An 18,554-nucleotide genomic window follows, 5' to 3' on the forward strand; every position below is an offset into this window, starting at 1 on the left:
CAGCCCACCGCGGCGGTCTCAGATCAGCCCGTTGCGCATCGCGTAGCCGACGGCATGGGCGCGGTTGCGCAGTTGCAGGCGCGTGGACACCTCGTGCAGGACGTTTTTGACGGTGCGTTCGGAGTAGGAGGTCTTGCGGGCGATCTCGGCGGTGTCGAAGCCCTCCGACACCAGCCTGAGCATGTCCGCCTCCCGGGTGGTCAGCGCGGACAGGGTCAGCCCCCGGGGATCGAGCACGGTGCGCTGGAGGCTGCCGACGTAGTCGAGGAGTTTGCCCAACAGGTCGCCCGGCAACACCCCTTCGCCGTTGGCCAGCGCCGTCACCAGCCGGACCAGGCGGTCCTGATCGGCCTCCGCGCGCCGTAACACCGCGGCCACCCCGCACTCGATCATGGTCTGCAACGCGCCCGTCTCGAAGACACCGACGACCAGCCCGGCGCGGGTGGCGGTATTGCGCTGGAGCCGGCGCAACAGCTGCACCGTGGGCTCGTTCACCGTATCCACCACCACCAGGGACGTCTGCGCGCGATCCGCGTCGGTGTTCGCGAGCAACTCGATCTCCGGCCGCTGGCGCAGCTGTTGCACGACGCCGGTGTGCAGGATCAGGTCCTCCGCGTACACGGCCACCGATATCCGGCCGGGCGCGTCCGTCGGAGCGGGCTGCGTGCTGTGCGTGGAGGTGGTCGGCCGCTGGTGCGGCCGGGGAGCCTTCGGCTCGTACGCCGTCGTTTGTATTGTCATCGCTCAGTGTCCGTTCCCTCGGGTACCGCCACCGGTTGGGGACCTGCCGCGCCTGGTCGAACCGACGCCGATCACGGGTCGCGCGCGCGGGCGGCGCCGGTAAGGGGAAGGCGACCGGGTGCGCCGGGGGCAGTGCGGCTGCCCGCCCGTTGCCCTCCCGCCTCTGCGGCGGCGCCGGTTCGGCGGCCTAGCGTCGGATCGTGACCACACCTGCCGAAGTCGAAATTCCCGCGGTGACGGTGGCGCCCGGCGGTGTCGCGACGACGACCCTGACCGTGCGCAACGACAGCGACATCGTCGAGGCCTACACACTCGAAGTGGTCGGCGACTGTGCCGCGTGGAGCACCGTCGAACCGGCGCGCGTCTCGCTCTATCCCGGCACCGCCGAGCAGGTCACCATCCGGCTCGCCCCGCCGCGCTCGCCCGAGGTCCGGGCCGGGGAAATCCCGATGGGCGTACGGGTGTTGCCCGCCGAGCATCCCGAACTGGTGGTGGTGCCCGAGACCACCGTGTGCGTCGAGGCGTTTCGTGAACTGCGCACCGAACTGGAACCGCGGCGCCGGCGCCGCCGACTCGGGGCCGGCTATCGCGTCGCGGTGCAGAACCTGGGGAACACCCCGGTCGACGTCGGGCTCGCGGGCACCCAGCCCGGCGAGGAACTGCGATTCGCCTTCACTCCGGGCCAACTGCGCCTGGCCCCGGGCGAGTCCGCCGACGCGCGGCTGCGGATCCGGACCCGCAAGCCGATCTGGTTCGGCGAATCGGTGACCCGGCCGTTCGAGGTGGAGACCAGGGTCGGCGATCCGGCCGCGGGCGCCGCGACCGAGGAGAGCGCGGCCCGGGACCAGGCGCTCGGACAACCCCCGGCGCTGCCGGGCGAGTTCGTGCAACTGCCGATCCTGCCCAAGTGGCTGCTGATCCTGCTTGCCGCGCTCCTCGCCTTGCTGATCGCCTGGTTCGCCCTGGTCCGGCCGTCGGTCCGCAGTACCGCGAAGCAGGCCGGTACGAAGGCCGCCGAGCAGCAGGCGGCCAAGGACGCCAAGCAGCAGCAGGACAAACTCGCGAGTCCCCAGGGTGCGGCGCCGCAGGCCGGCCAGGGGGCGTCCCCGGCTCCCGGCACCGGCACCGGCACCGCGAAGCCCGGGGCGACGGGCGGATCGGGCACCGGCACCGGCCCGGGTGGCGGCGGGGGCGGGGGCGGTGGGCAGAGTTCGGCCACCATCGATGTCCAGACGGACGCCGGCGCCGACAAGGTGGGCACCTACCGCGTCCCGGACGGAAACGTCTTTGCCATCACGGACATCGTGGTCGCCAACTTCCAGGGCGACGAGGGACTGATCACCATCGCGTTCGGCGAACAGAAGGTCACCACCATCGCGTTGGAGACGTTCCGCAACCAGGACTACCACTGGGTCACCCCCATCCGGATCCCCGCGAACGCGACCGTCACCGCATCCGTGACCTGCGCGAAGCCCGGCACTCCGGCCACCGGGAAGCAGGCCGCCGGGTGCCACGAAATCCTCAATGTCAGCGGTGTGTTGAGCAAGACCGAACCGTAACAACAGCGACACCCGACGGTTTCATCCTCCTTCGACACACACGAGAAGAACGGCAATCGGCGGGCCGACCCCGATCGACCCGTCGAGCGATGCTTCGGGGTGTGGCATTCCCCCCGGACGGTCGACCCTACGCATTTCGGCCGGCCACGCCGCCGAATGGGACCGAAAGGGCAACCGGGTCTGCCCGAAAGGGTGCTCCGCCGGCCCTGTACACCCGCCGGCGCCACCCACTCACCGGGGGCGCGGGAGCGCGAGCGGCGTGCGCGCCGCCCGGCGGTCGTGTGCTCCAACTGCCCTTTTGTCACGTGTGGAAGTTGGGCAAAAGTGGGGTGAATCGGCGAAGCCGCGCCGGCGCCATCGGAACACGGAGCGATCCGTGGGCGATTGGTGGCGCCGCGGGCGGTCGGCCGGCCCGGCGAAACCGAACCGGTTTCGCATCACCGCCGGTTCGACCGACCGACAGCAACAACCAACCGGAGGATAGCTATGCGTACCACAAGGCCCCTGTTCGTAGTGGGGGTTGGCCTGACGACAGCCGCCGTTCTGGGATTCGGCACATCGGTCTCGGTGGCGGTGCCGGCCGCCTCGGGCAACTCGAACCCGGCGGCCGGGCACGTGATGGTGGATGGGCACCGTGTGGTGGCCGGGAGCACGATCGGGGAGTGGGGCAAGACGAAGGACGGCGAGCTGTTCTCCTTCACCTACGAGGCCGGCAAGGCCAAGCCCGCCGCACCCGTCGCGTCGGCGAGTTGTTCGGTGTACATCTCGGACGTCTCGTTCCATGGCGCCGGCGCCGGTGCGTGGTTCCAGTGGGAGACCTCGCAGGCCTGTAGCGGGTCGTTCGGCTCGCAGAGTCTCCAGACGCAGATGTGGCGCAGCTCGTGGAGCGGACCACGCGGCTACAACAATTGGCACAGCTCGAAGCGGACCACGAACAGCTTCATCGACTACGGGTGGTCGACGGACTGCCACGACGGCGGCGGCACCTACACCTACTACCCTGTGATGCAGGGCTACGCCAGTGGCATCGGCTGGGGCCCGAAGACCCGCTCCAACAACGACCTGCGCAAGGGATGCGGGACAAGGTCGCCGAATCCGTAGGAGAGGCGCATGGCCGAACCACCCACGAAGTACTCGCCCGAGGGCACACCGTTGGGTCGCAGCGCGGACGACATCCCGCTCGGCAACAACTACTCCGCCGAGACCCCACGCGCCCGCAAGCTGTGGCGGCGGATCAGGGACGTACTCCGCCGCCCGGTGAGGAACAACAAGCAGCGCCACTGATCACGCGAGATCGGTGGGCCTACCGCGCGGGGCCGAGCAACTTCACGATGCCCGGCCACCGTGCCTTGCCGCCGAGGGCGGCAACGAGACGTACGGCCGGCTCGCGACGCCACCCCGAACGAGCCGGGGCAACAGGGACCGCGGCGACGCGGGACGCCGACGCCGGCGCCGACACCTGCCTGCGCGTAAGGCTCACGTGCCCGACGCGGGCGGCCGTGGGCGAGTGCCGGCACCGGCCTCGACCGGCGGCACCCGACCACACCGGGTGGCACGACGAACCACGACCCGTGGGCGGCGGGGATGTGGTTACGACACCGACCGCCACACGATCAAGATCCGCCGAATCGGTGCCCAGACCCTCCCGACCCGCGCGCGGGGGGTGGGGCGGGTGCGGCGTGGGGCAGGATCGGATTCATGACTTCATTTTTTCCGGGTTCGTGCTGCCGGCCGAGATACACGTGCAAGGGCATGGGGTGTGGTTGCGTGAGTGGGTCGACGACGATGTGCCGGTGATGGTCGACCTGTTCGACGAGGAGCGGGTCGTGCGGTGGACTCCGCTCGTGTCGCCGTTCGATGCCGACGCCGCGCGCGAATATCTGAAGCGGGCCAGGGACTTTCGCGCGCTGCATCGGGGCGCGCAGTTGGCGGTCACCGTCGACGGCGGTGAAGCGTGTGGCGAGGTGCTGCTGTTTCGGGCCGACGACGGTGCCCCCGTCGATCTGGGCTCGGACGACGCGGTGTCGGAGCCGGCGCCGACCCTGGTCGGGGAGATCGCCTACGTGATCGGTGCTCGGCATCGTCGCCAGGGGCTCGCGGCGCGCTCGGTGCGGTTGATGACCGAGTACGCGCTGCGGGACCTGGGCGCCGACGCGGTGATCCTGCGGATCGCGCCGGAGAATGCCGCGAGCGAGGCGGTCGCGCGGTCCGCCGGGTTTCGGCGGACCGACGCGGCGCCGGTGGTCCGCGAACGACCCGGGCGACGGGTCGTCCTGCACACCTGGGTGAAGCGCGAACCGGCTTAGCGGGTAAGGACGTTGCCGGCGGCGTGCGGATCAGCCGACGGCTCGCCCCGGAGCGGCGCGTCGGACGCCCGTCGTGCCGACGAGCAGGGCCAGGCCGGGAGCCATCGCCCGGATCCGGTGCGCCCCGGGCGACAACGCGCCCGACGCGGCGGCGCCGACCAGTTCGCCGACCGAGAGCGCGGCGAGCAGCAGGCCGAGGGAGCGCGGCCCGCCCGGCAGTTCGGTCCGGGCCAGCCACGGACCGGTGACCATCGACATGCCCTCGGCGATGTTGAAGGCCATGAACGCCACGGTGGTGGTGACCAGTACGCGGTCGCGCAACAACCCCGCCAGGCCCGCCCGCGCCGCACCGGGCTCGACCCGGTCGGCGGCACTCGGCCGATCCGGGCCCAGCGGCCGGCGTACCGCGAGCGCCGTCCAGGCGAACAGCGCGTGGCTCGCCGCGTCGAAGACCAACACGGTCTCCGCACCCACCACCGCGAGCAGCAGGCCGGCCAGTGCCGGGCCGATCATCCCGGCCAGGCCGAAGCCCAGCGACTCCAGCGCATTGGCCGCGTCCAGCCGCTCGGCGCGCACCAGGTCCGGAATCGCGGCGGGGAAGCCCGCCAGCGGCACCATCTTCAGCAGCCCGTACGTCGCGGCCACCACGAACGGCAGCGCGGTGGGTACCCGACCGAGCACCGCCGCGACCGGGATCGAGGCCACCGCCGCGCCGCGCAGCACACTGTCCGCGGCCAGCACGTACCGCTTGTCGAAGCGGTCGAGCAGCGGCCCGACCAGCAGCCCGCCGAGAAACACCGGCAGGGTGAAACACACCGTGAGCAACCCGAGCCGACCGAGCCCGCCGGAGTGCGACAGCACCAGCCAGACCAGCTGATCGCCGAGGTCGGCGCCGGGCCCCAGGCGCCGGCCCGCGCGCAACGTGCGCAGACCGCCCGCATCCTCCTCGAGACCACCGAACTGCCGTTCGGCGAGCTGGCGTTCGCCGCCGGGTTCGCCGGCATCCGGCAGTTCAACGACACCATCCGGAGCCTGTTCGCGACCACCCCGACCCGGCTGCGCGCGGCGGGTGCGGTGGGGGCGATGGGTGTGGCAGGTGGGACGGGCGGGACGAGCGGGGCCGATGACGCACCACCCCCGGCAGCCGCCCCCGGGGCGATCGCACTCAAGCTCGCCTATCGGCCGCCGCACGACGTGGCCGCGCTGCTCGACTTCCTCGGGGCGTACGCGGTCCCCGGCGTCGAGGAATACGCCGACGGCACCTACCGACGCTCCCTGACCCTGCCGCACGGGACCGGCATGGTTGCACTGCGCGATGCCCCCGGTAGCCCACACCTGGAGTGCGAGGTACGCCTGACCGACCTGCGCGACCTCACCTCGGCCGTGCACCGCTGCCGCCGGCTGCTCGATCTGGACGCCGACCAACGGGCCGTCGCGGCGCACCTGGCGCGCGACCCGCTGCTGCAGCAGCTGATCGAGCGATCCCCGGGCCGCCGGGTGCCGGGCATGGTGGACGCGGCGGAGTCGGCGATCCGGGCCGTACTCGGCGCGGGCACCGACCCCGACACCGCGCGCCCGCGCCGCCGCCCTGGTCCGCCGGTACGGCCGGCCCTCGGCCGCCCCGGTGGGCGCGATCACGCACACCTTCCCGGACGTACAGGCGCTGTCCGCCGACCCGCACCCCACCCTCGCCGCCCTCGCCCGGGCCCTGGCCGACGGCACCCTCGACCTGGGCCCCGGCGCCGACCGCGCCCACGCCGCACGGCAACTCGCCGAGCTGCCCGGCCTCGACCCGACGACGATCACCCGGATCCGGATGCGCGCGCTCGCCGACCCGGACGTACTGATCGTCGACCGAGCACTGCGCGACGGCCTGCGCGGGCTCGGCCCGGCCGATGACCGGCAGGACATCGCGGCCCGCGCCGAACACTGGCGGCCCTGGCGGTCGTACGCCACCCACCACCTGTGGGCCCTGGCCGACGGCCCGCCGGAAGACGCCTCCCCACAGGCCGGTCGCCTTCGTGTCGGTCGTACTCGGCCCGATCGCACTCAGCCGACCGGGTGCGGCTCGTAGCCCGGGAAAGGGCGATCGAACAGCCAGTTGTAGAGCATCTCCCGGGCGATCCGCGGCTGGAAAGCCGGCACCTGGTGCCCGGAATCGGGAATCCCCACCTGCGTCAGATTCCCGTGCCGGCGGACGAACCCCTTCGGGTTCCCCTGCGCCTGCATCCAGATCCGCCGCGGCGCGTCGTGCCACTGCCGATATGCCGGCTCGCCCCTGCGCCGCATCAGGTCGTCCAGGATCTCCTCGGTGCTGCGGAACCCGCACGCGGTGTCGAAGTTCCCGGTGTAGAGGAGCGTCTTGTAGCCCTTGTCGAGGATCTCGGCGTACAGCCCGGAGCAGTCCACCATGTTGTCCAGCACCAGCGCGTCGGCCACCGGACCCTCGTTGTCGGCGAACTGCCAGGTCACCTCGGTCGGCACATGGAGCGCCTGCTTGACGTCCGCGCTGTTCAGGTAGGCGCGCAGCGCCCCCATGGACAGGTCGCCCCAGCGCCGCACGTCGTAGAAGTCGAAGTTCCCGCCAAAGGCCAGGACCGCGGCGACCAGCTTGTTGCCGAGCTCGGTGGCCTTCGCGAACTCGCCTGCGGCAAGGGCGGCTTGGTAGACGGCGTACGACCGGTACAGGGACTCCTGCTGGGCCAGGCCGAGGAACCCGGTCGTATAGGCGTAGTCGATCAGCACCCGGAGCGAAAGCTCGGGCCTGATCCAGCCGTTGCCGACGGAGACGCCCCGCAGATCGATGTGCGCCCCATCGGGGTCGGCACGGTTGTGCGCGTCGATCTCCAGGGCGATCGCCGGTACATACTTGCCCGCGTAGCTTTCGCCGCAGACATACAGCGGACACTTCGCATACTCCGGGTGGGCGGCGAAGAACTTCTCCAGAGCCTCCCGGAACATCCGGGCAAGGGTCTGCTCGTCGCGTACGTACTCCCCGGCGTCGGAGTAGCTGTATCCGGTGCCGATCGGCTGGTCCCAGAAGACGACATGCGCCTCCTGATTCCAGCTGTCCGGGTCCGCCGACACCGTCCCGGCGGCGTCGAGGCCGATGGACAGTGGCCCGTTCTCCAGGAACAGCCCCAACAGCGAGGACGCGCCGGGCCCGCCGTTGAGCCAGATCAGCAACGGGGTTCGGCTGATCAGCTCCTGCTGATCGGACACCGCGACATTGGGGTTGCAGGTCTGGCTCTCGAAGAACCAGTAGAACAGGTGGTTCTCGGCGTTCGGGTGCTCCGTGCTGTCGACGTGCGCGTAACCGGCGTAGGAGCGAACCTTCTTGGTGTCCTTGGTGTAGAAGTCGATACTCATGGTGTTGGGGATGTTCGCCGGAATCGACCCGACGAGATCTGCGGACATGCTTCACCATCCGTTCGACGACGGCGGATTCGTCGGGGCGCGAGGCGCGAGGCGCGAGGGGCGGCGGCGCCGGGATCGGGGGTGACGGGAACCGGCGAACAGCCCGGCCGTCCTTCGCAGTTGCCCGAGGACGTCGATGCGTTGGCCCGGCAAAGGTTGCAGCGGCGGGAATCGGCCTCCTCCAGACTGGTTGGGCAGCCGCGCGAAACACAAGAGCGATCACCCGAACGGCCCAGCGACACGGGCCACTTAGAAGTCGTCTCATTTGGCGTGTTCGCTATTCTGGCGTGTGTGACGACGCTTGTGGAGCGGTTGGTGCCGGACGAGTTGTGGGAGCTGTTCGAGCGGGTGGCGCCCTCGAAGCCGACCCGGCCGCAGGGTGGTGGCCGACGGCGGTACGGGGATCGCGAGGTGTTGGCGGGCATCGTGTTCGTGGCAACGTCGGGTTGCACGTGGCGCCAACTCCCGCCGGTGTTCGGGGCGTCCTGGCAGACGATCCACCGGCGGTTCACCGAGTGGAGTCGCGCCCGCGTGTGGGCGAAACTGCATAGGGTCCTGCTTGACGAACTCGGCGCGCGTGGCTCGCTGGACTGGTCGCGGTGTGCGGTGGACTCGGTGAACATGCGGGCCCTGAAAAGGGGGAGTTGACGGGTCCGAATCCTGTGGATCGGGGCAAGTACGGGTCGAAGATCCACCTGTTGGTCGATCGGGGCGGTCTACCGCTGTCGATCGGCATCTCCGGGGCGAACACCCACGACAGCCAGGCGTTGATCCCCCTGGTCGAGAACATCCCGCCGATCCGCTCCCGCCGCGGACCACGCCGCCGCAGACCGGCGAAACTCCACGGTGACAAGGCTTACGACCACCGCTTCATCCGCGCCTACCTGCGGAAACGTCGCATCACACACCGCATCGCACGACGCGGCATCGAGTCCTCACAACGCCTTGGACGACACCGGTGGGTCGTGGAAAGAACGGTGGCGTGGCTCAACGCCTTCCGCCGACTCCACCGCCGATACGAGGTCAAGGCCACGCACTTCGGCGCCTTCGTCAGCCTCGCCGCCGCACTCATCTGCTACCGCCGATACACCAAATGAGACGACTTCTTACCAGTTCCCGACGCGCAGCAGGCTCAGCACCCAGCACCCAACGACAGTCCATGCAGGACGCTCGGCCGGGGAAATCCCGGCCGAGCGTCGGTCCAATCCGGGCGGCCGAAATCCGTTCGGCGTTTTCGGCGGTCTCGTGCCGATCACCATGTATCCGGTGCGATGCTGGTCCTATGTCTGACTGGACCCATGTAGTGCGAGGAGAGGCCGTCGTCCTGCCCGGGACCCTCGGTGGGATCCGTGCCGCGTTGCCCGAGGACCGGCGTGCGGCGTTCGACGAGGAAATGTACTCGACACCGCTCGAACACCTCGCACGACGCGCGATCCTCGGTTGGGCGCTGCCGCCGGAGGCCCACGAGGAGTCCGAGGAGGATCTGGCCCGGATCAAGGCTGGTGACTACACGGGGGTGACGGACGGCCTGGGCAACCCGGTGCGGTCGCCCGAGGAGGAGGGACCGTTGACGGCACCGTTCGGCTGACGCTGCCGGCTCGGCGACACACCCCCGGCCGGCCCGTGCCTACCCCGGCTCGACCGGGCCGGTCTGTGGTTCGGCCACGGAGTTGGCGGGGACATGTCTCCACGGTACTGCCGGCGCCCTCTCGCGCGTGCCCGATTGCCGATCAGTGTCCCTGTCGTGGTGAACTCCCTTGCAGGATTGCCATTGCCGCGTTGTGGCCGGGGATGCCGCTGACGCCGCCGCCGCGTTGGGCGCCGGCTCCGCACAGGAGGATTCGGGGGTGGGGTGTCTCGACGCCCCACGTGCCGGCGGTCTCCGGGTCGGTCGCGTATGGCCAGGACAGGTCGCGGTGGAAGATGTGGCCGGCGGGGAGGCCGAGTTCGTGTTCCAGGTCCAGGGGCGTGTGGACCTCCAGGCACGGGTTGCCGTCGGCGTCGCGCAGCAGGCAGTCCTCGATCGGTTCCGCGAGCACGCCGTCCACGGAGTCGAGCATCGCGCGCAGCGCCCTCGCCCGGGCACCGTCGTGGTCGTCGACGAACAGCCGCGCGGGCATGTGCAGGCCGAAGAGTGTGAGGGTGTGCACGCCTGCGGTCCGCAGGTCCGGGCCGAGGATGGAGGGGTCGGTGAGGGTGTGGCAGTACATCTCACCCGGTGGCAGTACCGGTACCTCCCCGGCCGCGGCGCCTGCGTATGCCGCCGCGAGTTGCGCGTATCCCTCGTTGACGTGGAACGTGCCCGCGAAGGCCCGACCCGGATCCGCGGCCGGATCGCGCAGGCGCGGCAGGCGCGAGAGCACCATGTTGACCTTGAGCTGCGACCCCTCCGGCGCCGCGCCGACCGGCGCGTTGCCCAGGAGCCGATCCAGCGTCGCGGGCGCGACGGCGGCGAGGACGTGGCCGCCGGTGACGCGGTACTCCTCGTCGCCGATCGTGTATCGCACCTCGCCGTCCGGATCCACGCCGGTGACCGCCGCCCCGGTACGCAACCGCGCCCCGCCTGCGCGGGCCGCGTCGGCCAGGCCCGCCGTGACGGCGCCCATGCCGCCCACCGGCACGTCCCAGTCGCCCGTCCCGCCGCCGACCACGTGGTACAGGAAGCACCGGTTCTGCCGCAGCGCGGCATCGTCCAACGGCGCGAACGTACCGATCAGCGCATCCGTCGCCACCACTCCGCGTACCGTGTCGTCGGCGAATTCCGCCTCCAGCACCCCGGACAACGGTTGCGCGAACAACGTGTCCCACACCCGCTCGTCGTCCACCAGGCGGCGGAACTCGGCGGCGGAGCGCAGCGGTTCGGTGAGCGTGGGAAACACCCGCTCGGCCAGCCGTGCCGTGGCCGCGCCGAACCGCTCCCATGCGTCGGCCTCGCGGGCACCGGCGAACCGGGTCAACTCGGCGCGCGTACGCTCCGGATCCGCGGCGTCGACGAGGAAGCCGCCGCTGCCGACCGGGGTGTACGACCCGATCCGCCGGCGCCGCAACTCCAGGGGCAGCCGCAGGTCTTCCACGATCTTCCGGGGCAGCAGGCTCACCAGGTACGAGTAGCGGGACAGCCGCACATCGACCCCGGGGAACGGGCGACACGACACCGCCGCACCACCGACCTCGTCGAGCCGCTCCAGGACGACCACCGACCGACCGGCCTGCGCCAGATACGCCGCCGCGACCAGGCCGTTGTGCCCGCCCCCGACCACGACGACGTCGAACCTGCCACCGTCACGAACCATTTCCGCCTCCGGCCTTCGCGAGCTTGGTACACCCGGCACTCACACAGGCAGCGTAGGCATCCGAGGCCCCACCCGACACACCCGGCGTGGGTGGGCGCGGATCGACATCACTGCACGATTCAACCGAACGGGTGGTTTCGCGCCGTGGACCCCGCCGCCGGGCGCTCGGACGGGTCACGCTGGATATGCGAAGTCGCGCCCGCAGTCGCGGAGTTGCGCGTGCCGCCGAGCAGTGAAGCAAAGGGGAAGAGATGGCCACGTACGAGACCGAGATCCACACGGGTGGCGGAGGCTGGCAGCCGGACCAGCCCCTCACGCTGTCCCTGGCCAATCGTTCGGATGTCGTTCCCGGAGACGGTGCGCCCGCAACCGGCACCTCCGTCACCTGGTCGGGTGACGAGGGCAAGGGCAGCGTCACCTTCTTCGACAACGGCAGCAAGTTCGAGGGGACCGCCCAGTTCCCGGGCGAGGGGCCGGTCGGCTACCGGGGGACCCGGGTCCGCTGACCCACGGACCCGCTGATCCACGGACCCACCCGCGATCCGAACGGCGACCTGCCGTTCGGATCCCGGCCGTCGGGAACGGGCGCCGCCCGCCGGAAACCCGCCCGAAAGCGGCGTCACCGCCCCGGCGCGTCCCGAGCCGGACGCTCCGCCGTCGGCCGCACCGGATCGGCCACCGGCGGGCCCGATCCGCTCTCGGGGGACGTGCCGAAGTTGCGGGTGCGGTGTGCGTACGCGTCCATCGCGTGCCACAGGTCGCGGCGGTCGACGTCCGGCCAGCGGGTGTCGGAGAAGTGCAGTTCGGCGTACGCGGCGTGCCACGGCAGCAGGTTCGAGGTGCGCTGTTCGCCGCCGGTGCGCCACAGCAGGTCGACGTCCGGCAGGTCGGGGAGCGCGAGGTGGGCGGCGAACGTGCGCTCGCTGATGTGTGCCGGGTCGAGCCGGCCCGCGGCGGCGGCCCGGGCCAACGAGGCGGCGGCCTGGGTGAGTTCGATCCGGCCGCCGTAGTTGATGCACAGCGTCAGGGTCAACGCGCCGCGGTTGCCCGTGTCGTGTTCCAGCCGGACCAGGTCGGCCAGGACGTCCTGAGGCAACCCCTCGGCCGAACCCGCCCAGCGGAAGCGGACGTCGTGGTCGAGGATGCCCTCCTCGAGCACACTCTCCCGCACCAGGGTGAGCAGCCCGTCGATCTCCTCGGGTTGCCGGCGCCAGTTCTCCGTGGAAAACGCGTACAGGGTGAGGTGGCGCAGGCCGATCTCCAGGGCGCCGTGCACCACGTCCTGCATCGACTTCCCGCCCGCCCGATGACCCTCGGTACGGGGGAGGCCCCGGTCGGTGGCCCAGCGGCCGTTGCCGTCCATCACCACGGCCACATGCCGGGGCAGTCGTTCTGCCGGCCGGCGCGGCGGGCGGGCGCCGGAGGGGTGTGGGCGAGGCGGTCTCGGTGTCTCGGAACGTGGGGCCGGCAGCAGGCGGTCCACCCTCGGCGGCCGGCCGGTCGCGCGGGCGGACGGGGACTGCGCGGGGCCGATCGGGGTGAGGAACTTCCATGCCACGTAGGCCTCGAGCCGCGCGGGCAGGAGGATGCGCTCGGCGGCGATGCGGGGCAACCGGGGCTTCCCGCAGAGCAGTTCGGGCCCGGCCCGCTCGATGCGGGCCAGGCGCAGCCGGCCGACGTCGGTCACCGCGCGCGCCACCACCGCGAGCGCCGGGGGCAGTGCCTCGAACAACTCGGGCTGGTCCAGCCAGGTACGCGCCTGCGCGGCCAACGTCTCGACCAGCGCGGCGACTTGCCCGTTCGCGGCGCCGCCCGTGATCAGGTCCGCCGCGCTGAGGCCGTGCGCGGCGAGTACCTCGAGCGGCAGGGTGATCCGACCCTGCGCGGTGTCCTCGGCGAGGTCCTCGAGGTTGTCGATGACGCCGAGTGCGTCCACCCACTGCCGGGCCGCGTCCAGATAGCGCAGGCGCAGTGGCAGGTACACTCCGGCGGCGGCCAGCAGTACCGCGCCCTGGGCGAAGAACGACGTGCCGACCAGCTGGGCGTAGGCGCTCCAGGCCTGCCAGGTGGGGTGGGTACGGCCGCCGATGTCCGCGCGCGTCGCGGCGAACGCCGCTTGGAGGCCGTCGGTCGGCAGGTCCCACGTCCGCACCGTGTGTACCAGGGCTCGGCGGACCGGATCCGAGCCGGCGCCGCGCCGCAGATCCTCGGTGAAGGCGCCGATCCAGGCGTCGCAGCGGGCCTCCCGCCGGGTGGGATCGCCGGTGTCGGCGAGGTCGTCCACCACCCGGCCGGCCGCGTAGATCGCCCACAGCGCCGGGCGTAACGCCGGCGGCATCAGCTGGGCCGTGGCGTATTCCGTACCACCCGCCCGGCGGACCGCCCGCCGGCACGCCTCGTAGCCCTCGACCAGGTCGGGTTCGGCGATCCGCGCCGCGCGGTAGACGGAACGGGGACGGGGCATGGCACTCCTCGGCCGGACGCGACGGACCCGCGTCGCGGTGGGCACATCCGTGCCGGAGGAGGTACGCTCCGGCCCGCCGAAACCGCGCGGAGCCCGCACGACGTCGACAACGCCCCTACCGCGACCGGGTGTTGGTGAACAACCTGGGCACAGGGGGAGACAACCGGCTGCCGGTGGGCCGTGTCACGCGAATGGCCCAAAGATGCCTCACAGGGGTGATTTCACAGGGCCGAACGGGTGATGAGGGTGTAGCGGCATGGTGGCATGGCGGCGTGGTGGAGCGCCAATGTGCCCACCCGGCGGCCTCGATCGGGCCCGAACCGAGTGGGCACAACACACGCGCGTCGGATTCAGACGATGAACCGCGTGTCCGGGTGGCACGGGTCGTTCCGGTCGAACATGCCGCGGTCGCGACCCCTCAGGTGCAGGTCGAAGTACGCCGCGACGTAGTCGTGTTGGGCGCGCACCGAGCGCGTCGGGTCGATGGTGCCGATCAATTGCCTGCGCCGGTCCGGCGTCATCAGCCGGGACACCTGCGGGACCAGGACCTGGAGGTCGGAGAAGCTGTTGTGCCCGGCGCCGTCGAAGTGCAGATCCCGCTTCCAACCCGGCTGGTTGGTCCAGAACTCGGCCCACGACGGATCGAGGTCGGTGTCCAGGTGGGTGTGCCGGTACTGGCGGCCCGTCTTGGGATCCACGGGATCCGAACCCACCAGCATGAACGGCCGGTCCACGCCGTGTTGCACGATCTCACCGGCTTGGCCGAAGGCCATCTGGCCGTCGAGGTTGATCCCGGCGGCGATGCGCCGGTCGTGGTACATCGACTCGCCGGCCGCGTAACCGCCCAGCGAGTGGCCGAACATGCCCACCCTCGACAGATCCAGGGCGCCGGCCAGCCCCTTCGGCAGGGCCCGGTGTTCGGCGTCCGGGTTCTCGCCGCGATCGAGGCGGGTCAGCTGGTCGAGGACGAACCGGGTGTCCGCGACCCGGGTATCGAGCGCGGTCTGCAACTGCCGCGGGTCGGTCGCGTCGACCGTGCCGGTGACGACCCGCCCGTCGGGGAACGCGACCACGGCCGCGTCGTACGGATGGGAGATGGCCGCCACCACGTAGCCGTGGCTGGTCAGGTCGTCGGTAAGCACCGTGTTGAGTTCCCGCGCCGAGCCGAAACCGGGCGAGAACAGTACGACCGGCCAGCCGCCGCGCGGACGATCCACCGCGGCCGAGGTACGGGCGTATCGCTTGGTCGCGGCGTAGTCGATCGTGTCCGCCGGCAGCCCCAGCAGTTGCGCGCCGACCCGGTCCACCACGTCCGCCACGTTCGGTGCCATCCACGCGGCGCGCTCGCCGTCGTGCCGGGTCGGGTAGGTCAGCGTGACCATCAACTCCCGCCGGTCGGTGGGCCGCCACGGGTCGGGGCGGGAGTCCACCAGATGCAGGTCGGTCGTACCGATCGGGTGCCGGCCGCTGAGTGGCGGCAGGGTGATGCGCGTACCGGTGCCGGCACCGGTCGCCTCGGGGGCGGCCTGGGCGGGCGCCACCAGCAGGGTGGTCGCCGCGACCAGGCCGGCGAGCAGTGTCGATGCGCGCTTGTGCAATGCGAACACTTCGGTGATCCCCTCCATCGACGATGGGTGGACGTCATGCTGACAGCGCTCCCGCGAGCACACATCGACGAACCGACCCATCCGAAGCGCCCGAATATGGAGAACCGGACAACGACATTCCGCTCCCGATCGGTAGGCGAGGTCCGGGACGCGCGCTGCGCCGTGACCTCGTCGCCGAACTCACCGCCGATCCCCGGGCGATGGGCTCACCAGATGGCGCTGCCGGCGCCGCGTCCGGCGTGCTCAACACGATCCGGCAGATCGGCACGGTCTTCGGCAGCGCCGCGATCGGGGCGATTGTGCAAAACCGCCTGGCCGCGTCCATCCACGACGAAGCGAGCACGCGGGCCGGCGAACTCCCGGACGACGTCCGGGGTTCGTTCCTGACCGCCCTTCACGACGCCGCCGCCGGCGGTCGCGAGGTCGGCGCGGGACGAAACGGCACGTCGGTGCACGCGCCGACGGGAACACCCCCGGACCTCGCGGACCGATTCGCACACGCGGCTACATCCGCGTTCGACCACGGCGTCGTTCATGCCATGCGCCTGACCCTGGTGTTGCCCATCGCGGTGATCGCGATCGGCGCCGCCGCGTGCCTGCTGGTCCGACGCCCGGGAGCCGGCGGCACGATCGCCGGCGAGGCGCCGCGACCCGTCGAACTCGGCACCTCGGCATAGCCCCACGCCGACCGTCGTCGAAGGCGACGATCCCGCCCGCGCCATCCCGGTTCGGTTGCGGGCCGCACCCGTCCTCGCGGCTCAATTCGTTTCGTCCGCGCGGCGAAGCCGGATCGGTGCGATTGCCCGGTCAGCCCTCGGTCGCGGTGATGGTGACGCGTACGTGTTTCATGATCGGTTGGGCGCTCTGGGTGCTGTAGTCGCCGATGGCGCAGAGGACGTTCAATTCGGGCATGTAGCCCGCCGCGCAGCCGCGTGGGATGTCGTACGGGATGGCGAGGTAGCCGTTGACCGTGCGGGTGGTGCCGTCCTTGGCCGTGCTGGTGATGTCGACCGGGTCGAACTCGCCCAGGCCGCGTTCGCGCATGTCGGCCCGGTTCATGAAGACCAGCGTGCGTAGGTTCTTGACGCCTCGGTAGCGGTCGTTGTCGGAGTAGATCGTGGTGTTCCACTGGTCGTGCGAGCGCATCGTGCCCAGGGCCAACGTGCCGGCGGCGGGGACGACGTCGGGGAGCGTGGCGGTGGAGAACTCGGCGCGGCCCGACGGGGTCAGGAAGATCAGTTCGCGGGCGGGCTGCTTGATCCGGAACCCCAGCGGCAGGCGTACCCGGCGGTTGAAGTCCTCGAAGCCGTCGAGGGCTTGGGACATGGTGTCGCGGATGCGGTCGTAGTCCTCGACGTACCACGCCCAGGGTGTTTCGCTCCCGGGGAGCGCGGCGCGGGCGATGCCCGCGACGATGGCGGGCTCGGAGAGCAGGTGTGGCGAGGCGGGCTTCTTCATGCCGACGGACAGGTGGACCATGCTCATCGAGTCCTCGACCGAGGTGCTCTGGATGCCGTGCCGCTGGTGGTCCTTCTCGGTCCGGCCCAGGCACGGCAGGATGAGCGCCCGCCGGCCGTGCACGATGTGGCTGCGGTTGAGTTTGGTGCTCACGTGCACGGTGAGTTCGCAGGCCCGCAGACCGGCTTGGGTGTACGGGGTGTCCGGTGCGGCGCGGGCGAAGTTGCCGCCCATGCCGACGAATACCTTTACCCGGCCGCGATGCATCGCCTCGATCGTGGCGACCGTGTCCAGACCGTGTTCGCGCGGCGGCCGGATGTGGCAGACCTCGGCGAGGCGGTCCAGGAAGGCGTCGGTGGGCCGGTGGTCGATGCCGCAGGTGCGGTTGCCCTGGACGTTGCTGTGCCCGCGTACCGGCGAGGGCCCGGCGCCCTCGCGGCCCAGATTCCCGCGCAGCAGCAACAGGTTGACGATCTCCCGGACGGTGTCGACCCCGTGCTCGTGCTGGGTGAGGCCCAGACACCAGGTGAAGATGCTGCGATCGGCCTCGCGGTAGACGCGCGCCGCCTCGAGGATCTCGGCGCGCTCCAACCCGCTCTGGCGCTCGATCTCGTCCCACGGGGTGCTCTCGCACAGGCTCCGGTAGGCGTCGAAACCGGTGGTGTGGCGGTCGATGAACTCCCGGTCCAGCGCCTTGGGATCGGCCGGCGCCTGCTCCAGGACGGCCTTGGCCATGCCGCGCAGCAGGGCCATGTCGCCCCCGATGCGCGGTTGCAGATTGAGCGTGCTGGTCCTGGTCGACTTGACCAGGGCCATGTCGACGAACTCGTGCGGGACGATGGTCCGGGTGGCGGCGGCCTCCACGAGCGGGTTGATATGCACGATCTGCGCGCCGCGGCGGTGCGCGTCGGCGAGCGCGGTGAGCATCCGGGGCGCGTTGGAGGCGGCGTTGACGCCCAGCACGAACAGGGCGTCCGTACTCTCCCAGTCCTTGAGGTCCACCGTCCCCTTGCCGGTGCCAAGCGAGGCCTTCAGGGCCCGGCCGCTGGCCTCGTGGCACATGTTGGAACAGTCGGGCAGGTTGTTGGTACCGAGCTCGCGGGCCAGCAACTGGTAGAGGAACGTGGCCTCGTTGCCGAGCCGGCCGGACGTGTAGAAGGCGGCCTGATTCGGGTCGGGCAACTCGCGCAGGGTACGGCCGAGCACCTCGAAGGCGTCCTGCCAGCCGATGGGTACGTAGTGGTCCGACGCCGCGTCGTAGACCATCGGCTCGGTCAGCCGACCCTGGTTCTCCAGCGCGAAGTCGCTCCACTGGGCCAGTTCGGTCACGCTGTGCGCCGCGAAGAACTCGCGACCGACCCGCTTGCGGGTCATCTCCCAGGTGACGTGCTTGATGCCGTTCTCGCAGATGTCCAGGTGCAGGCCCTTGATGTCGTCCGGCCACGCGCACCCGGGGCAGTCGAAGCCGCGGTTCTCGTGGTTCATCCGCATGATGGCGCGGGATCCGTCGACCACGGACCGCTCGCGCAGCAGGAACTTCGTCACGCTCTTCGCGGCACCCCAGCCCGCGGCCGGGTGGTGGTAGGGCCTGAACTGCGCGGGCTCCTCCGGCGTGGGCCCCACCTCGGGTTCGCCCCGGCCCGGGTCCCGGCCGCGGATCTGCTCCTGCTCCTGGTCCTGCGGATCCTGGGGGGCGTTCACGACTGTCA

16 protein-coding genes and 1 pseudogene are annotated in these 18,554 nt (G+C 71.0%); 10 read left to right on the forward strand and 7 right to left on the reverse strand.

What is annotated here, in order from left to right; genetic code table 11:
• Positions 1–18: 18 nt before the first annotated feature.
• Entirely contained in the window at positions 19–741 is a 723-nt protein-coding gene (locus tag ABIA38_RS17610) for a LuxR C-terminal-related transcriptional regulator (protein WP_424639608.1), read from the reverse strand.
• A 200-nt stretch (positions 742–941) separates the two neighbouring features.
• Between ABIA38_RS17610 and ABIA38_RS17615 the strand changes: the two genes are divergently transcribed.
• The 4 genes from ABIA38_RS17615 (at position 942) to ABIA38_RS17630 (ending at position 4,606) form a co-directional block, all read left to right on the forward strand.
• Positions 942–2,300: a hydrolytic protein gene (locus tag ABIA38_RS17615; RefSeq protein WP_424639609.1), complete on the forward strand. Its 1,359-nt coding sequence runs from the start codon at positions 942–944 to the stop codon at positions 2,298–2,300.
• 486 nt (positions 2,301–2,786) lie between these two features.
• Positions 2,787–3,401, forward strand: coding sequence for a hypothetical protein (locus ABIA38_RS17620; protein WP_424639610.1), 615 nt, complete (start codon positions 2,787–2,789; stop codon positions 3,399–3,401).
• Positions 3,402–3,410: 9 nt separating this feature from the next.
• Positions 3,411–3,584, forward strand: coding sequence for a hypothetical protein (locus tag ABIA38_RS17625; protein WP_424639611.1), 174 nt, complete (start codon positions 3,411–3,413; stop codon positions 3,582–3,584).
• A 473-nt stretch (positions 3,585–4,057) separates the two neighbouring features.
• The gene (locus ABIA38_RS17630) at positions 4,058–4,606 is read left to right on the forward strand and encodes a GNAT family N-acetyltransferase (RefSeq protein WP_424639612.1); all 549 of its coding nucleotides are present in this window, start codon (positions 4,058–4,060) and stop codon (positions 4,604–4,606) included.
• Positions 4,607–4,636: 30 nt separating this feature from the next.
• On the opposite strand, the gene ABIA38_RS17635 is transcribed toward ABIA38_RS17630, so the two are convergent.
• Positions 4,637–5,467: an MFS transporter gene (locus ABIA38_RS17635; RefSeq protein ID WP_424639613.1), complete on the reverse strand. Its 831-nt coding sequence runs from the start codon at positions 5,465–5,467 to the stop codon at positions 4,637–4,639.
• Between ABIA38_RS17635 and ABIA38_RS17640 the strand changes: the two are divergent.
• A pseudogene (locus ABIA38_RS17640) lies at positions 5,456–6,061 on the forward strand (AlkA N-terminal domain-containing protein); the annotation flags it as partial. The gene ABIA38_RS17635 and the pseudogene ABIA38_RS17640 sit on opposite strands and share 12 nt — an antisense overlap.
• 169 nt (positions 6,062–6,230) lie before the next feature.
• Positions 6,231–6,680, forward strand: a complete 450-nt coding sequence (locus tag ABIA38_RS17645) for a hypothetical protein (protein WP_424639758.1) — start codon at positions 6,231–6,233, stop codon at positions 6,678–6,680.
• Here ABIA38_RS17645 and ABIA38_RS17650 read toward each other — a convergent pair.
• Positions 6,656–8,023: a S10 family serine carboxypeptidase-like protein gene (locus ABIA38_RS17650; RefSeq protein ID WP_424639614.1), complete on the reverse strand. Its 1,368-nt coding sequence runs from the start codon at positions 8,021–8,023 to the stop codon at positions 6,656–6,658. The two genes, ABIA38_RS17645 and ABIA38_RS17650, sit on opposite strands and share 25 nt — an antisense overlap.
• Before the next feature lie 303 nt (positions 8,024–8,326).
• Here ABIA38_RS17650 and ABIA38_RS17655 point away from each other — a divergent pair.
• A protein-coding gene (locus tag ABIA38_RS17655) for an IS5 family transposase (RefSeq protein ID WP_424639753.1) occupies positions 8,327–9,120 on the forward strand; the annotation gives its coding sequence in 2 pieces (ribosomal slippage) (positions 8,327–8,656 and positions 8,659–9,120; 792 coding nt in all).
• 185 nt (positions 9,121–9,305) lie between these two features.
• Positions 9,306–9,611, forward strand: a complete 306-nt coding sequence (locus ABIA38_RS17660; protein WP_424639615.1) for a hypothetical protein — start codon at positions 9,306–9,308, stop codon at positions 9,609–9,611.
• A 142-nt stretch (positions 9,612–9,753) separates the two neighbouring features.
• On the opposite strand, the gene ABIA38_RS17665 is transcribed toward ABIA38_RS17660, so the two are convergent.
• Entirely contained in the window at positions 9,754–11,316 is a 1,563-nt protein-coding gene (locus ABIA38_RS17665; protein ID WP_424639616.1) for a phytoene desaturase family protein, read from the reverse strand.
• Between the two features lie 251 nt (positions 11,317–11,567).
• Here ABIA38_RS17665 and ABIA38_RS17670 point away from each other — a divergent pair, with 251 nt between their 5' ends.
• Entirely contained in the window at positions 11,568–11,822 is a 255-nt protein-coding gene (locus tag ABIA38_RS17670; RefSeq protein ID WP_424639617.1) for a hypothetical protein, read from the forward strand.
• Positions 11,823–11,935: 113 nt separating this feature from the next.
• Here ABIA38_RS17670 and uppS read toward each other — a convergent pair whose 3' ends face one another.
• Positions 11,936–13,780 carry a polyprenyl diphosphate synthase gene (gene uppS / locus ABIA38_RS17675; RefSeq protein WP_424639618.1) on the reverse strand — a complete coding sequence of 615 codons (1,845 nt, stop codon included), beginning with the start codon at positions 13,778–13,780 and terminating at the stop codon, positions 11,936–11,938.
• A gap of 350 nt (positions 13,781–14,130) precedes the next feature.
• Positions 14,131–15,405, reverse strand: a complete 1,275-nt coding sequence (locus ABIA38_RS17680; protein WP_424639619.1) for an alpha/beta hydrolase family protein — start codon at positions 15,403–15,405, stop codon at positions 14,131–14,133.
• A gap of 182 nt (positions 15,406–15,587) precedes the next feature.
• Here ABIA38_RS17680 and ABIA38_RS17685 point away from each other — a divergent pair, with 182 nt between their 5' ends.
• Positions 15,588–16,064, forward strand: a complete 477-nt coding sequence (locus ABIA38_RS17685; protein WP_424639620.1) for a hypothetical protein — start codon at positions 15,588–15,590, stop codon at positions 16,062–16,064.
• Between the two features lie 130 nt (positions 16,065–16,194).
• Here ABIA38_RS17685 and ABIA38_RS17690 read toward each other — a convergent pair whose 3' ends face one another.
• Complete coding sequence (locus ABIA38_RS17690; protein ID WP_424639754.1) at positions 16,195–18,504, reverse strand: FdhF/YdeP family oxidoreductase; 2,310 nt, start codon at positions 18,502–18,504, stop codon at positions 16,195–16,197.
• Positions 18,505–18,554 lie beyond the last annotated feature (50 nt).

Source organism: Embleya sp. AB8 (genome assembly GCF_049739465.1).
Taxonomy (GTDB): domain Bacteria; phylum Actinomycetota; class Actinomycetes; order Streptomycetales; family Streptomycetaceae; genus Embleya.